This window comes from Streptomyces sp. NRRL S-244, from assembly GCF_000717915.1.
GTDB lineage: Bacteria > Actinomycetota > Actinomycetes > Streptomycetales > Streptomycetaceae > Streptomyces.
The window spans coordinates 110142-123984 of record NZ_JOCX01000013.1 but is presented as its reverse complement, the minus strand read 5'-3'; the positions used below and the strand labels follow the sequence as shown (position 1 = coordinate 123984).

Genomic DNA, 13843 nt, shown 5'->3' with positions numbered 1-13843 from the left:
CCCCATGAGCCTCGCCGCGCTGCTCGTCCTCGCCGACGGACGCTTCCCCGCGGGCGGGCACGCCCACTCCGGCGGGGCCGAGGCCGCCTGCAAGGCCGGCCGGATCCACGACGCCGCCACCCTGGAGGAGTTCTGCCGCGGCCGGCTCCACACGGCCGGACTCACCGCCGCCGGACTCGCCGCCGCCGCGGCCCTCGGGCTCGACCCGGCGGTCCTCGACGCCGCCGCCGACGCCCGCACGCCCTCGCTCGCGCTGCGCACCGCGGCCCGGCGGCTGGGCCGGCAGCTGCTGCGCGCCGCCCGGGCCACGTGGCCCGCCGCCGAACTCGACGCGCTCGCCGCCGCCTTCCCGCGCGGGGCGCACCAGCCGGTGGTGCTCGGGCTCACCGCCCGGGCGGCCGGGCTCGGGCCGCTGGAGGCCGCGCACGTGGCGGCGTACGAGAGCGTGAGCGGACCGGCGACCGCGACGGTACGCCTCCTCGGCCTGGACCCCTTCGAGGCGAGCGGGGTCCTGGCCCGCCTCGCCCCCGAGCTCGACGCCGTCTCCGGCCGGGCCGCGCGGGCCGCGGAGCGGGCCCGGCGGGCAGGCCCCGACGCCCTGCCCGCGGCCTCCTCGCCGCTGCTGGAGATCGCGGCGGAGGTCCATGCCGACTGGCCGGTACGGCTGTTCGCCTCCTGACGGCTCCGGCCGCCTCCCCCATCCCCTTGGAGATCCCCATGCACCTCGACCACGGCGTGACCTACCCCCAGCGCCACACCCACAGCGCCGAGCCCGTACGGGCGGACGGCTCGCGCCGCGCCCTGCGCATCGGACTCGGCGGACCCGTCGGCTCCGGCAAGACGGCCACCGTCGCCGCGCTCTGCCGCGCCCTGCGCGCCGAGCTGTCCATGGCCGTCGTCACCAACGACATCTACACCCGGGAGGACGCCGAGTTCCTGCTCCGCGAGGCCGTCCTGCCGCCCGAGCGGATCAGCGCGGTCGAGACCGGCGCCTGCCCGCACACCGCCATCCGCGACGACATCTCCGCCAATCTGGAGGCGGTGGAGGAGCTGGAGGAGACGGTCGGCCCGCTCGATCTGATCCTCGTCGAGTCCGGCGGCGACAACCTCACCGCCACCTTCTCCCGCGGCCTCGTCGACGCCCAGATCTTCGTCATCGACGTGGCGGGCGGCGACGACATCCCGCGCAAGGGTGGCCCCGGGGTCACCACCGCCGACCTGCTCGTCGTCAACAAGACCGACCTCGCCCCCTACGTGGGCTCCGACCTGGACCGGATGGCCCGCGACGCCGCCGAGCAGCGCGGCGAACTCCCCGTCGCCTTCCAGTCGCTGCGCGAAACGCAGGGCGTGGCTCCGGTGGCCGCCTGGGTGCGCGAGCGGATCGCCGCCTGGGCCGCCCGGTGAGTCCTACGGTGGCCGGCGCGCCTCCCGCCGCCCCGCCGGCCCCGGCTCCGCCCGGCCTGGCCCCGCCGGCCCCGGCCGCCCCGACTCAGGCCGCTCCGGCCCGGCCCGCCGCAGCTCCTGCTCCGGCCCGGCCCGCGGCAGCTCCCGCTCCGGCCCGGCCCGTCGCAGCTCCTGCTCCCGCTCCGGCTCCGCCCGGCGTACGGGCCACCGCCCGGATCTCCGCCGTCGCCGACGGCCGCGGCGGAACCGCCCTGCCGCTGCTGGCCGGGGACGGGCCGCTCGCGCTGCGCCGCACCCGTGGCACGGCCGCCGAGGCCGGCGTCATGCTGGTCGGCGCGATGAGCGCCCCGCTCGGCGGGGACCACCTCACGGTGGAGGCCGCCGTCGGCCCCGGGGCCCGCCTCGCCCTGGCCTCGGCGGCCGCCACCCTGGCGCTGCCCGGGCGCGGTGGCGCGCCCGCGCGGTACGACGTACGGCTCACCCTCGCCGAGGACTCGGCGCTGCGGTGGCTGCCGGAGCCGCTGGTCTCCGTACGCGGCAGCGACCTGCGGGTGCGCACCCGCGCCGAACTCGCCCCCACGGCCCGGCTGCTGCTGCGCGAGGAGCAGGTGCTGGGCCGTTCGGGGGAGGCGCCGGGCCTGCTGCGCAGCCGGCTCACCGTGACCCGGGGCGGGAGCCCGCTGCTGGACCAGGAGGTGGCCTGCGGACCGGGCGCGCCCGGCGGCTGGGACGGCCCGGCGGGACTCGCGGGCCACCGGGCGCTCGGTCAGCTCCTGGTCGTGGACCCGGCGTTCGCCACCTCGGCGCCGACGGCCGCGGTGCTCGGGGAGTTCGCGGCCGTCACTCCGCTGGCCGGTCCTGCCGTCCTCGTCACGGTCCTGGCGCCCGACGCGCTGCGGCTGCGCGAGGTACTCGACGCGGCGTGTCTCACGTACGGCTGGTAACCGCTGAGCGAACCTGGGACGAATGGGACACCGCTCAGCGGTACACGCCTTTCCGGTTATCGGGTTGGCAAAGAACGCGACCTCGCTCTGTTGTCAGGTGTAGGTCAGGCGAAAGGATCCCCCTGTTCGACCGAACGACCCGACCAACCCGGCCTCCTCCGGCCGGGTCTGACGCAGGGGGAACAACCACGTGATACGCACTGCAGCGCTGGGGAGCGCTGCCACTCTGATCACCGGAGCGCTGGCCGCGGGCCTGCTGCTGGCCCCGCCGGCCGCAGCGGCTTCGTCCAGCCAGAACAGCGGGCTTCCGGAGGCGCTGGGCGTCCAGCTCGCCGCCGCCCGGGCCGCCGCCACCGGCGTCGAGTGGAAGGACTGCCCCGCCGACTGGGGCTTCGAGGCCCCGATCCAGTGCGGCTGGGTCAAGGTCCCGCTGGACTACGCCAAGCCGTTCGGCAAGACCATCGACCTCGCGGTCGACCGGATCGGCAACACCGGCACCAAGGAGGAGCGCCAGGGCGCGCTCGTCTACAACCCCGGCGGCCCCGGCGGCTCCGGCATGCGCTTCCCGCGCCGGGTCACCACCAAGAGCCCGCTGTGGGTCAACACCTCCAAGGCCTACGACTTCGTGGGCTTCGACCCGCGCGGTGTCGGCCACTCCGCCCCGATCTCCTGCATCGACCCGCAGGAGTTCGTCAAGGCTCCCAAGGCCGACCCGGTCCCGTCCAACGAGGCGGACAAGCGCGCCCAGCGCAAGCTCGCCGCCGAGTACGCGGACGGCTGCAAGGAGCGCAGCGGCGAGATGCTGCCGCACATGACCACGCCGAACACCGCGCGCGACCTGGACGTCATCCGGGCCGCACTCGGCGAGAAGAAGCTGAACTACCTCGGCGTCTCCTACGGCACCTACCTGGGCGGGGTCTACGCGACCCTCTTCCCGAACCATGTGCGCCGCATGATCGTCGACAGCGTGGTCAACCCGGACACCGACAACATCTGGTACCAGGCCAACCTGGACCAGGACGTCGCCTTCCAGACGCGCTGGAACGACTGGCAGGACTGGGTCGCCAAGTACGACTCCGTCTTCCACCTCGGCGACAGCCGCGCCAAGGTCGAGGCCAAGTACCAGCAGCTGCGGGCCCAGGCCAAGGCCAACCCGCTCGGCGGAGTCGTCGGCCCGAACGAGCTCATCGGCTTCTTCCAGGGCGCCCCGTACTACGACTCCTCGTGGGTCCCGGTCGCGCAGGCCTTCAGTGCCTGGGCCGCCGGTGACGAGAAGCCGCTGATCGAGGCCATCGCCCCGGACATGTCCGACACCAAGGGTAACGCCGCGTCGGAGAACAGCAACGCCGTGTACACCGCGGTCGAGTGCGCCGATGCCAAGTGGCCCACCAGCTGGGCCAAGTGGGACCGGGACAACTCCAAGCTGCACGAGAAGTACCCGTTCCTGACCTGGTCGAACGCGTGGATGAACCTGCCCTGCGCGACCTGGAAGTCCAAGCAGAGCACCCCGATCGAGGTCGGTGCCAAGCGCGGTCTGCCGCCGGTCCTGATCGTCCAGTCCGAGCGTGACGCGGCCACCCCGTACGAGGGCGGCGTCGAGCTGCACCGCCGTCTGGCCGGCTCGCGTCTGATCACCGAGCAGAACGCCGGCTCGCACGGTGTCACCAGCCTGGTGAACCCCTGCATCAACACCCGGGTGGACGCCTACCTGCTGACCGGCAAGGTGGACGCCAAGGACGTGAAGTGCGGTCCGCACGCCACGCCGGTTCCCCCGGCCCCGGCCGCCACGAAGTCGCTCGCGAAGGCTCCGGCCTCGGCGCTGCCGGCGCTGGAGGAGCTGCCCGCCGTCCGCTAAGGCCGGCAGAGCCCGGCGGGGCTCGGTAGCGAACAGCACGGGAGAAGGCTCAGCGCGTCTTGCGCCGGGCCTTCTTCCGCGCTTCCTCCTCTTCCGCCTTGACCTCGGCGGCGTACCGGTCGACGTACTCCTGGCCGGACAGCCCGAGGACCGCGTACATGATCTCGTCGGTGACGGCGCGCAGAACGGCCCGCTCGCCCTCCATCCCGGCGTACCGGGAGAACTCCAGCGGCTTGCCGAAGCGGATGGTCACCCGCCGGATGTTCGGGATCTTCTGTCCGGGAGGCTGGATCTCGAAGGTGCCGACCATCGCGCACGGTACGACGGGCACCCCGGCCCCGAGCGCCATCGCGGCCACGCCCACCTTGCCCTTGTAGAGCCGGCCGTCGTGGGAGCGGGTGCCCTCCGGGTAGATGCCCAGCAGCTCGCCCTTGGCCAGTACCCCGAGCCCCTCGCGCAGCGCGGCCTGCCCGGCGTCCTTGCCGGAGCGGTCCACCGGGATCTGTCCGGCGCTGCGGAAGAAGAAGGCGGTCAGCCGTCCCTTCACCCCGGGACCGGTGAAGTACTCGGCCTTCGCGAGGAAGGTGATCCGGCGTTTGAGGATGGCCGGCATCAGGAAGTGGTCGGAGAACGACAGGTGGTTGCCCGCGATGATCGCGGCTCCCTCCGCCGGGATGTTCTCCATTCCCTCGATGCGCGGCCGGAACAGCAGCCGGAGCAGCGGACCGAGCAGCACGTGCTTGAGCAATTGGTAGAACACCGGGGCATTTTCCCTTCGCCTGGGGGTCAGGTCAGTGTGCCGGACACGGTGCCAGATGGGCATGGCGAAGCAGGACGGCGTTGCCGGGGTTCATGTGAGGGCCGATCGGAACCGGCCAAAGGAGCCAGGTCTGGGGAGGGGCCGCTGAGGCGGGAGGTGCGGGTGAGGTGTGCAGGCGCCGGTTCAGGTTTTGCCGGACGCGGCCATGCCGGCGGTCAGCAGGCCGAGGACCACCCAGCCGAACCACAGCCAGCCGTTGCTGCCGAGGGCCACGGAGTACGTGGCGACGGCCACCAGAGCGGCGAAGGTCATCACGGCCATCGCCTTAACGGATCCGGTCATGCCCCATGGTCGCCCCCGAAGGTGCCGGCGCGCTACTGGCCACGCGCTTGGAGCGAGGCGAGATAGGAGTTGTACGCCTCCAGCTCCTGGTCGCCGTTGCGGTCCGCGGCCCGGTCGGAGCGCTTCGCGGCCCGCTGCTCGGAGTGGTACCACTGGTAGACCAGCGCGATCAGCACCAGCACCGAGGGGATCTCGCTGAAGGCCCAGGCGATGCCGCCGCCCCACTGCTGGTCGAGCAGCGGGTCGATGCCGAGGGAGGCCGGCGGGTTCGCGTACGTCTTGATCATCGGCTCGCTCGCCATCATCAGCGCGATGCCGAAGAAGGCGTGGAACGGCATGCCGGCGAAGAGCTCCAGCATCCGCATCACGTAGCCGGGGCGGTGCGGGCCCGGGTCCACGCCCATGATCGGCCAGAAGAAGATCAGGCCGACGGCCAGGAAGTGCACCATCATGCCGATGTGCCCGGCCTTGCTCTCCATCAGGAAGTCGAAGAGCGGGGTGAAGTAGAGGGCGTAGAGGCTGGCGATGAACAGGGGGATCGTGAACACCGGGTGGGTGATCACCTTCATGTAGCGGCTGTGCAGCAGCATCAGCAGCAGCTCACGCGGCCCCTTGACGCCCCGCGCGGCGGGCGGCAGCGCGCGCAGCGCCAGTGTCACCGGCGCGCCCAGCAGCAGCAGGATCGGGGAGAGCATGCTGATGACCATGTGCTGGACCATGTGCACGCTGAACATGACCATGCCGTAGTCGTTCAGCTTGGTGCACATCACCAGGGCGACGGTCAGCACACCTGTGGTGAAGGCGATGGTCCGGCCCAGCGGCCAGGCGTCCCCGCGCCGGCGCAGCCGCACCACGCCCCACGCGTACAGGCCGAGGCCCACCAGCGAGCCGATCAGGAAGAACGCGTCGAAGGAGAACTCCAGCCCGCGCCCGAGAGTGAACGGCGGCAGGTCCATGTCCATGTTCATGTCCATGCCGTGACCGCTGTGATCCATCTGTTCACTCCCTTGACCTGTGGTGCCCCACCACAGTAGTGCCGCCCCCGGAGGCGAACGCGTCCGGGGGCGCCGTCAGAAGGGGGGAAACATCACAGAACGTTCTGCGCCTCGGCGTACCGTTCCGCAGGGACCGTCTTGAGGGTCTGCACGGCGTCGGCGAGCGGGACCATCTCGATCCCGGTGCCGCGCAGCGCGGTCAGCATCCCGAACTCGCCGCGGTGCGCCGCCTCGACCGCGTGCCAGCCGAAGCGGGTGGCCAGGACCCGGTCGTACGCGGTCGGCGTACCGCCGCGCTGGACGTGGCCCAGGATGACCGGACGGGCCTCCTTGCCCAGGCGCCGCTCCAGCTCGACCGCGAGCAGGTTGCCGATGCCGGCGAAGCGCTCGTGCCCGTACTGGTCGGTGCCGCCCTCCTGGAAGTCCATGGAGCCGGCGCGCGGTTTGGCGCCCTCGGCGACCACGACGATCGCGAACCGCTTGCCCGCGGAGAACCGCTCGCCGACGATCGCCGTCAGCTCGTCGATGTCGAAGGGGCGCTCCGGGACGACGATGGCGTGCGCGCCGGCGGCCATGCCCGAGTGCAGGGCGATCCAGCCGGTGTGGCGGCCCATGACCTCCACGACCATCACGCGCTGGTGGGACTCGGCGGTGGTCTTCAGCCGGTCCAGGGCCTCGGTGGCGACCCCGACGGCCGTGTCGAAGCCGAAGGTGACGTCCGTCGAGGCGATGTCGTTGTCGATGGTCTTGGGCACGCCGACGATCGGCAGGCCGGCCTGCGAGAGCAGGTTCGCGGCCTTCAGGGTGCCCTCGCCGCCGATCGGGATGATCGCGTCCAGGCCGAGGTCGGCCACGTGCCCGCGGGCCCGCTCCACGCCGTCGCGCAGGTGCGCGGGCTGCACCCGGGAGGAGCCGAGGATGGTGCCGCCGCGGGCCAGGATGCCGGCCACGGCGTCGAGGTCGAGCTTGCGGTAGTCGCACTCCAGCAGGCCGCGCCAGCCGTCGTGGAAGCCGATGACCTCGTCGCCGTGGTCGACGACGGAGCGGTGCACGACGGAGCGGATGACGGCATTGAGGCCGGGGCAGTCGCCGCCGGAAGTGAGCACACCAATGCGCATGGCGGAAGAACCTTTGCAACGTGGGCCGACGACCGGACCACGTCGTCCGGTTGGAACTACGGCCACCCTACAAGCGGTGGAGCGGTGGACTGAACCATCCTCCACATGCTGGTCATACTCGTCGTACAAAACCACGTCGGCCCGGTTCCCCCAAGGGAAAACCGGGCCGAACACATGATTGCGGGGCCGCCCCGATGAGCGGTCCGCGCGGTGTTACGCGGGCTGCGTGGCCGCCGCGATGCGCTCGGCGCGCAGCGCCTCGTACCACCGGTCGTCGATGGGCGGCAGCGCGTTCACGTCGAGGGCCAGCTTCAGCAGCAGGTCCGCGATCTGCGGGTTGCGCGCCATCACGGGGCCGTGCATGTAGGTGCCGAAGACCGTGTCGTTGTACGCGCCCTCGGTGCCGTCGCCCGTGCCGTTGCCGCGGCCCAGGCGGGTGCGGGCGAAGGGCCTCGCGGTCGGGCCGAGGTGGGTGACGCCCTGGTGGTTCTCGAAGCCCGTGAGCTGGGGCAGGTTCAGGCGCGGGTCGATGTCCGCGAGGACGTCGCCGACGCACCGCTCGCCCTCGCCGCGCACGGTGACCACGTCCAGCAGGCCGAGGCCCTCCTGACGCTCGCCCATGTCGTTGACGAACTCGTTGCCGAGGATCTGGTACCCGGCGCAGACGGAGAAGACGATCGCCCCGTTCGAGACGGCCCGCTCCAGGCCGCCGTCGCGCAGCAGGCGCTCCGCGGCGAGCCGCTGAGGGCGGTCCTCACCGCCGCCGATCAGGTAGATGTCGCCCGAGGTGGGGATGGGCTGGTCGCTGCGCACGTCCACGCGCTGCACGTCCAGGCCGCGCTGGCGCGCCCGGCGCTCCACCACGAGGGCATTGCCCTGGTCTCCGTACGTGCTCAGCAGGTCCGGGTAGACCCACACCAGACGCAGGCTGTTGTCGCTCATGCTCTTGTCCTCTGCGGTTCAGGTGAGAGTTCTAGTTGCCGACGCGGCGGCGCACGTCCTGGAAGGCGGTGTAGTTGGCGATCAGCTCGATCTGTCCGGGCGGTGCCAGCTGCACGGCCTCGTCGAGGGTCTCGCACACGCGGAAGTCCAGGCCCGCGACCTCCAGGCGGACCGCCAGGTCCAGCTTGCGGTCGCCGATCACGAAGATCGGGTGGCCGGCCAGGCGCGGGTAGTCCACGTCCCACAGCCAGGAGGTGTCCGTGCCGTCGGCACCGCGCGCGTTGACCGAGAGGATCACCGGGGTCGGCGGCGGGTCGATCAGCGAAAACGTTTCGAGCCAGCCCGCCGGGTTCTTCGCGAGCAGCAGCCGCAGCTCGCGGCCCTGGAAGTTCACCACGTCGTAGCGGCCGGCGACGGCCTGCACCTGGTACATCCGCTCCAGCGCGACCTGCGGCGGGACGCCGAAGACGGCGGCCACGGCGGCCGAGGTGGCGGCGTTCGCCTTGTTGGCGCGGCCGGGCAGCTGGAGGTGGATCGGCCAGGCCGAGCCGTGCGGGTCCAGTACGTGGTCCCCGGACAGCACCCAGCTCGGGGCCGGGCGCCGGAAACCGCACTCGCCGCAGAACCAGTCGTCGCCGGGGCGCTGCATGACGCCACCGCAGGAGGGGCACGACCAGGCGTCGTCCTTCCACTCCTGGCCGGCGGCGACCCACACCACGTTCTGCGAGGACGAGGCCGACCACACGATGAGCGGGTCGTCGCAGTTCGCGACGATGACGGCCTTGGAGCCCTGGAGGCCCTCGCGCCACTTCTCCGCGAGCATGCGGGTCTCGGCGGCGCGGTCCAGCTGGTCGCGGGAGAGGTTCAGCAGGGCGATCACCTTGGGGGTGACGTCCCGGGCCACTCCTGCGAGGTACTTCTCGTCCACCTCGATGACGCCGTACTTGGCGTCCGAGCCGCCCGCGAGGGCGGAGGTGATGCCGGCCGGCATGTTCGCGCCGAGGGCGTTGGAGACGACCGGTCCGCTGGCCCGCAGGGCCTCGGCGATCAGCCGGGTCGTCGTGGTCTTGCCGTTCGTCGCGGAGACGAGGACGACGTCGAGATGCTGCGCGAGCGCTCCGAGAAGATCGGGGTCGAGTTTGAGTGCGACCTTGCCACCGATCACCGATCCGCTTCCGCGTCCCGCGGCCCGCGACACCGCCGCCGCGGCCTTGCCCGCCGTCACGGCCAGCTTGGCCCGCGGCGAAAGCGGCTCTGTGTTGCCTGCCATCGTCCCTTGTCCTCCTTGCGTCGGTCGGCCCCAGCCTATCCAGTACCGGCCGGGGCCTTGACCGCGGCGCCCCAGGGCGCCGCAGATCTCCTCATATATTCGCCCGTCGTACGCTTACGGCCATGCGACAGCGCCCCATCCCCGGTACCACCGGCCTCGTCCGCACCATGAGCCTGCTGGGCGACCCGGTGCTCCACTCGGCGTGCGCGGAGGTCACCGCATTCGGCCCGGCCCTCGACCGGCTCATCGAGGACATGTTCGCGACGATGTACGCCGCCGAGGGCGTCGGCCTCGCCGCGAACCAGATCGGCGTCGGACAACGGGTGTTCGTGTACGACTGCCCCGACGACGAGGACGTGCGCCACGTCGGGCACATCGTCAACCCGCGTCTGGTGGCGGCCGACGGGGACGAGTTCCGCGGCCCCGAGGGCTGCCTGTCGCTGCCCGGCCTGGAGGCGGGCACGGTCCGCTTCGACCGCGCGGTCGTCGAGGGGGTCACCGCCGACGGCGCGCCCGTACGGATCGAGGGCACCGGGTTCTTCGCGCGCTGCCTCCAGCACGAGTGCGACCACCTCGACGGCACGGTCTACGCGGACCGGGTCACCGGGCTGCGCGCCAGGCGGCTGCGGCGGGCGATCCGCAAGACGCAGTGGGGCGCACGGGCCGCCGGGGGCGCGCAGGACTGAGCGCGGCCCCGGCGCCGGCTCTCAGAACCCCGGGCCGTCCACACGGTTGCCGGCCGTGGCCAGCCGGCCCCACAGCAGGTCCGTGAGCCCGGCGACCAACTCCGCGCGGTCGCACGGGCGTTCGCCGAGCCACCAGTCGCCGGCGGCGTGCATCATGCCGACGATGCCGTGGCCCCAGATCCGGGCCAGGCGCTCGCCGCCGGGGCCGAGGTCCACGCGCTCGCCGATCACGTCGGCGAGCTCCTCGCCGAGCCGGCGCAGCAGCGGGGCCGAGTGCAGGCCCACGTCGAAGCCCCGCTCGGCGGCGTGCGAGTCCTCGGCCGGGTGCATCAGGAACCGGTACACCTGTGGCCGGGCCTCGATGGCCGCGAGATACGTGTCCAGGGTGGACTCCACGCGGCTGCGGCGCTCGGCCGGGGCGTCGAGCGCGGCCCGCAGCGAGTCGAGCAGGGCGTCGGTGTGCCGGACGGCGAGGGCCTGGTAGAGCCCCGCCTTGTCGCCGAAGTGCCGGTAGAGGATCGGCTTGGTGATGCCGGCCTCCGCCGCGATGGCGTTCATGGACGCCTTGGGGCCGTCCCGGAGGACGACCCGGTCGGCCGCTTCGAGCAGCTCCCGCCTGCGGCGCTCGGCCGCTCCCGGTTCGCCGGCCTGCTGAGTGGTCTCCATGACGTGTTTCTCTCCCCGCCCTTGCGATGGTGCGTGACGCCCACGCAACGTAACACCCCGCACACCCTCGCGATCGAATCGGCTGCGCTGCGGACGGCTCTGCTTGACAGTGCTTACTCGTCGGTAACAGACTGTGGCCACCGTATGGGTTACCGCTAGTAACACACTGGTGGACGCACAGCTGGAGGGGAACATGGCGGAGTTCACCATGGAGCTCAATGACGACCAGAAGCAGGTACGCGACTGGATCCACGGCTTCGCGGCCGATGTGATCCGGCCCGCCGCCGCGGAATGGGACGAGCGCGAAGAGACTCCGTGGCCCGTCATCCAGGAGGCCGCGAAGGTCGGCATCTACTCGCTCGACTTCTACGCCCAGCAGTTCTTCGACCCTACCGGCCTCGGCATCCCGATGGCCATGGAGGAACTGTTCTGGGGCGACGCGGGCATCGCCCTGTCGATCGTGGGCACCGGGCTCGCCGCCATCGGCGTCGTCGCCAACGGCACCGAGGAGCAGATCGGGACCTGGATCCCGCAGATGTACGGCACTCCGGACGACGTGAAGGTCGCCGCCTTCTGCTCCTCCGAGCCGGACGCCGGTTCCGACGTCGGCTCGATGCGGACCCGCGCCGTCTACGACCAGGCCAAGGACGAGTGGGTGCTCAACGGCACCAAGACCTGGGCGACCAACGGCGGCATCGCCAACGTCCACATCGTCGTCGCCGTCGTCGACCCCGAGCTCGGCACCAAGGGCCACGCCTCGTTCATCGTGCCGCCGAACACCCCGGGCCTGTCCCAGGGCCAGAAGTTCAAGAAGCACGGCATCCGCGCCTCGCACACCGCCGAGGTGGTCCTGGAGGACGTCCGCGTCCCCGGGTCCTGCCTGCTCGGCGGCAAGGAGAAGCTGGACGAGCGGCTCGCGCGGGCCCACGAGCGGGCCAAGGCCGGCGGCGCCGGCGAGCGGGTGAAGAACGCGGCCATGGCCACCTTCGAGGCCTCCCGCCCGGCCGTCGGGGCCATGGCCGTCGGCACGGCGCGCGCCGCGTACGAGGTGGCCCTCGACTACGCCAAGACCCGCACGCAGTTCGGCCGTCCGATCATCGACAACCAGGGCGTGGCCTTCCAGCTCGCCGACATGCGGACCTCCATCGACGCGGCCCGGCTGCTCGTGTGGCGGGCCTCCTGGATGGCGGTCGCGGGCAAGCCCTTCACCTCGGCGGAGGGCTCCATGTCGAAGCTGTTCGCGAGCGAGGTGGCCAAGAAGGTCACCGCCCAGGCGGTCCAGATCCTCGGCGGCAACGGCTTCACCCGCGAGTACCCGGTGGAGCGCATGCACCGCGACAGCGCGATCTACACCATCTTCGAGGGCACCAGCGAGATCCAGCGGCTGGTGATCGCCCGCACGATCTCGCAGATGCCGATCCGCTAGCCGCTCGCGCGCCGTGCCTCACGCGGGAGTCCGTCAGTGCACGGGCGTGAGGCACAGCGAGTGGGCGCCCTCGACCCACTTGTCGGGGACGCTGATCAGATCGCCGTCCGCGCAGTCCGCGCCGCCGGTGCCCCGCTCCTTGGTGACCAGGTACTTGGCCAGCGGGGAACCGCAGGCTTCCGGCACCAGCTTCTCGTTGCGCAGCTTGTCCGCATCGCGCACGCACGTCCCGATGGCCGGGCCGGTCGGCAGCTCGTCGCCCCCGACCATCAGGCCCAGCAGCACGAGGACGGGAGGCGCGAAGGCGAGGAGCACCATCGGCACCAGGAAGAGCAGCGCCGACGGCCGGCGCCACAGCGGCTTGCCGGGGTTCAGCGAGGGCACGATGGCGCCCGCCGGGGGAGCGAGTTTGAGGAAGCGCGCCCGCGCGCCGAGGTTCATCAGCAGGGTGACGGGAGTGATGAAGACCGACAGCGGGCCCCACCAGCCCTGCCACAGCGTGTCCGCGGACATCTTGCGGTAGGTCGCGAGCCCGCAGTCGCGGCAGAACGGCCCCTCCTGGCGCAGGAACCGCATCAGGACGAGCATGCCCTGGTGCCCCCGCACGGTGGCCTGCACCGCCGGCTGGGCCCCGCACACGCGGCATCCGTACGGGGCCTGCGGCACCGGCTGGTGGCCGTACGGGACCGCCTGCGGCGGCACGCCGTACGGGTAGGGGCTGCCCTGCTGCGGGGCGTACGGGTGGGACGGGTGGTGGTACGGGTGGTACGGGCCGGCGCCGTGCTGCGGTGGCGGAGTGGCCACGGATCTCTCCTCGGGTCTCGCGGTGACCACCGGGCGATCGGTGATCACCGGCACCCTAGCCCGCCCGGCCCGCGGCCCACGCCCGCGGCAGCCGGTCAACGGCCCCGCGCCGAACGTGATCCCGGCCACGCCCGTACGCGCCGCGAACACCGCCGGGACCCCCGTGGCCGCCCCCTCCAAGGGGTGTCGGGTGAACGATCCGAATACCGGGCATGAGCGCATGGTGAGCGGGCATACACACCCTGAACTGGACCACGAATATGGGTTCCGTCCGGGGGCGGCGATCAGCAATACTCACCGCCACCGTGGATCGCGGATTCGACCGGGTGACCACCGGCCCTCCCGCCCCACACTGCGAGGAGGTGCGCCATGTGCTCCCACCAGCCCCCCTGCCCGTCCGCCGACAGCGCCGATCACGACGCCGCCCGCACCGTGGCCTTCCGCCCCGAACAGGGCTGGAGCCTGCTCTGCAACGGCCTGGTGGTCTTCGATGACACCGGTGAGCTGCTCCCCGACGGCCGCGCGGTGGAACCCCGCCGCCCGGCCCTGGTCTGAGCTAGGAGGCCGCATGCGCCAGCAGCTGATCCGCAAGCCCGTCCCCAAGCCGGCACCACGAGACCTGGACCTGCGC

Annotated in this window: 15 protein-coding genes; 7 read left to right on the top strand and 8 right to left on the bottom strand. The window is 72.1% G+C overall.

What is annotated here, in order from left to right; all coding sequences use genetic code 11:
* Positions 1–4 precede the first annotated feature (4 nt).
* The 4 genes from IF02_RS0118355 to IF02_RS0118340 all read left to right on the top strand — a co-directional run bounded on the left by IF02_RS0118355 (position 5) and on the right by IF02_RS0118340 (position 4203).
* Positions 5–679, top strand: coding sequence for an urease accessory protein UreF (locus tag IF02_RS0118355; RefSeq protein ID WP_030158257.1), 675 nt, complete (start codon positions 5–7; stop codon positions 677–679).
* Positions 680–717: 38 nt separating this feature from the next.
* Positions 718–1404, top strand: a complete 687-nt coding sequence (gene ureG, locus IF02_RS0118350) for an urease accessory protein UreG (RefSeq protein WP_030158255.1) — start codon at positions 718–720, stop codon at positions 1402–1404.
* A 215-nt stretch (positions 1405–1619) separates the two neighbouring features.
* Positions 1620–2348, top strand: coding sequence for an urease accessory protein UreD (locus tag IF02_RS0118345; protein ID WP_051696341.1), 729 nt, complete (start codon positions 1620–1622; stop codon positions 2346–2348).
* A gap of 190 nt (positions 2349–2538) precedes the next feature.
* Positions 2539–4203 carry an alpha/beta hydrolase gene (locus tag IF02_RS0118340; RefSeq protein ID WP_078622161.1) on the top strand — a complete coding sequence of 555 codons (1665 nt, stop codon included), beginning with the start codon at positions 2539–2541 and terminating at the stop codon, positions 4201–4203.
* Positions 4204–4252: 49 nt separating this feature from the next.
* Here the strand turns inward: IF02_RS0118340 and IF02_RS0118335 are convergent, their stop codons facing one another.
* The 6 genes from IF02_RS0118335 to IF02_RS0118310 form a co-directional block, all read right to left on the bottom strand.
* A complete protein-coding gene (locus tag IF02_RS0118335; protein ID WP_030158250.1) occupies positions 4253–4963 on the bottom strand; it encodes a lysophospholipid acyltransferase family protein in 711 nt (236 codons plus the stop codon).
* 183 nt (positions 4964–5146) lie between these two features.
* Positions 5147–5305: a hypothetical protein gene (locus IF02_RS35195; RefSeq protein ID WP_030158247.1), complete on the bottom strand. Its 159-nt coding sequence runs from the start codon at positions 5303–5305 to the stop codon at positions 5147–5149.
* A gap of 32 nt (positions 5306–5337) precedes the next feature.
* Complete coding sequence (locus IF02_RS0118325; RefSeq protein WP_030158245.1) at positions 5338–6300, bottom strand: cytochrome c oxidase assembly protein; 963 nt, start codon at positions 6298–6300, stop codon at positions 5338–5340.
* 92 nt (positions 6301–6392) lie between these two features.
* Positions 6393–7418: a 6-phosphofructokinase gene (locus IF02_RS0118320; protein WP_030158243.1), complete on the bottom strand. Its 1026-nt coding sequence runs from the start codon at positions 7416–7418 to the stop codon at positions 6393–6395.
* Between the two features lie 213 nt (positions 7419–7631).
* On the bottom strand, positions 7632–8360 hold the full coding sequence (locus IF02_RS0118315) for a type 1 glutamine amidotransferase (RefSeq protein ID WP_030158241.1): 729 nt from the start codon (positions 8358–8360) through the stop codon (positions 7632–7634).
* A 31-nt stretch (positions 8361–8391) separates the two neighbouring features.
* On the bottom strand, positions 8392–9630 hold the full coding sequence (locus IF02_RS0118310) for a MurT ligase domain-containing protein (RefSeq protein ID WP_030158239.1): 1239 nt from the start codon (positions 9628–9630) through the stop codon (positions 8392–8394).
* Positions 9631–9752: 122 nt separating this feature from the next.
* On the opposite strand from IF02_RS0118310, the gene def reads away from it, so the two are divergent.
* Positions 9753–10316, top strand: a complete 564-nt coding sequence (gene def / locus IF02_RS0118305; protein ID WP_030158237.1) for a peptide deformylase — start codon at positions 9753–9755, stop codon at positions 10314–10316.
* 21 nt (positions 10317–10337) lie between these two features.
* Here the strand turns inward: def and IF02_RS0118300 are convergent, their stop codons facing one another.
* Entirely contained in the window at positions 10338–10982 is a 645-nt protein-coding gene (locus IF02_RS0118300; RefSeq protein ID WP_030158234.1) for a TetR family transcriptional regulator, read from the bottom strand.
* Between the two features lie 193 nt (positions 10983–11175).
* On the opposite strand from IF02_RS0118300, the gene IF02_RS0118295 reads away from it, so the two are divergent.
* Positions 11176–12408, top strand: coding sequence for an acyl-CoA dehydrogenase family protein (locus IF02_RS0118295; RefSeq protein ID WP_030158232.1), 1233 nt, complete (start codon positions 11176–11178; stop codon positions 12406–12408).
* A 33-nt stretch (positions 12409–12441) separates the two neighbouring features.
* Here IF02_RS0118295 and IF02_RS0118290 read toward each other — a convergent pair whose 3' ends face one another.
* Complete coding sequence (locus IF02_RS0118290; RefSeq protein ID WP_030158230.1) at positions 12442–13212, bottom strand: hypothetical protein; 771 nt, start codon at positions 13210–13212, stop codon at positions 12442–12444.
* 369 nt (positions 13213–13581) lie between these two features.
* Between IF02_RS0118290 and IF02_RS0118285 the strand changes: the two genes are divergently transcribed.
* A complete protein-coding gene (locus IF02_RS0118285) occupies positions 13582–13767 on the top strand; it encodes a DUF5999 family protein (RefSeq protein WP_030158228.1) in 186 nt (61 codons plus the stop codon).
* Positions 13768–13843: the final 76 nt, after the last annotated feature.

Excerpts from the sequence above, each read along its gene's own strand:
- IF02_RS0118355 (WP_030158257.1), top strand. The coding sequence starts at position 5 with ATGAGCCTCGCCGCGCTGCTCGTCCTCGCCGACGGACGCTTCCCCGCG.
- ureG (WP_030158255.1), top strand. The coding sequence starts at position 718 with ATGCACCTCGACCACGGCGTGACCTACCCCCAGCGCCACACCCACAGC.
- IF02_RS35195 (WP_030158247.1), bottom strand. The coding sequence starts at position 5,305 with ATGACCGGATCCGTTAAGGCGATGGCCGTGATGACCTTCGCCGCTCTG.
- IF02_RS0118325 (WP_030158245.1), bottom strand. The coding sequence starts at position 6,300 with ATGGATCACAGCGGTCACGGCATGGACATGAACATGGACATGGACCTG.
- IF02_RS0118320 (WP_030158243.1), bottom strand. The coding sequence starts at position 7,418 with ATGCGCATTGGTGTGCTCACTTCCGGCGGCGACTGCCCCGGCCTCAAT.
- IF02_RS0118315 (WP_030158241.1), bottom strand. The coding sequence starts at position 8,360 with ATGAGCGACAACAGCCTGCGTCTGGTGTGGGTCTACCCGGACCTGCTG.
- IF02_RS0118310 (WP_030158239.1), bottom strand. The coding sequence starts at position 9,630 with ATGGCAGGCAACACAGAGCCGCTTTCGCCGCGGGCCAAGCTGGCCGTG.
- def (WP_030158237.1), top strand. The coding sequence starts at position 9,753 with ATGCGACAGCGCCCCATCCCCGGTACCACCGGCCTCGTCCGCACCATG.
- IF02_RS0118300 (WP_030158234.1), bottom strand. The coding sequence starts at position 10,982 with ATGGAGACCACTCAGCAGGCCGGCGAACCGGGAGCGGCCGAGCGCCGC.
- IF02_RS0118295 (WP_030158232.1), top strand. The coding sequence starts at position 11,176 with ATGGCGGAGTTCACCATGGAGCTCAATGACGACCAGAAGCAGGTACGC.
- IF02_RS0118285 (WP_030158228.1), top strand. The coding sequence starts at position 13,582 with ATGTGCTCCCACCAGCCCCCCTGCCCGTCCGCCGACAGCGCCGATCAC.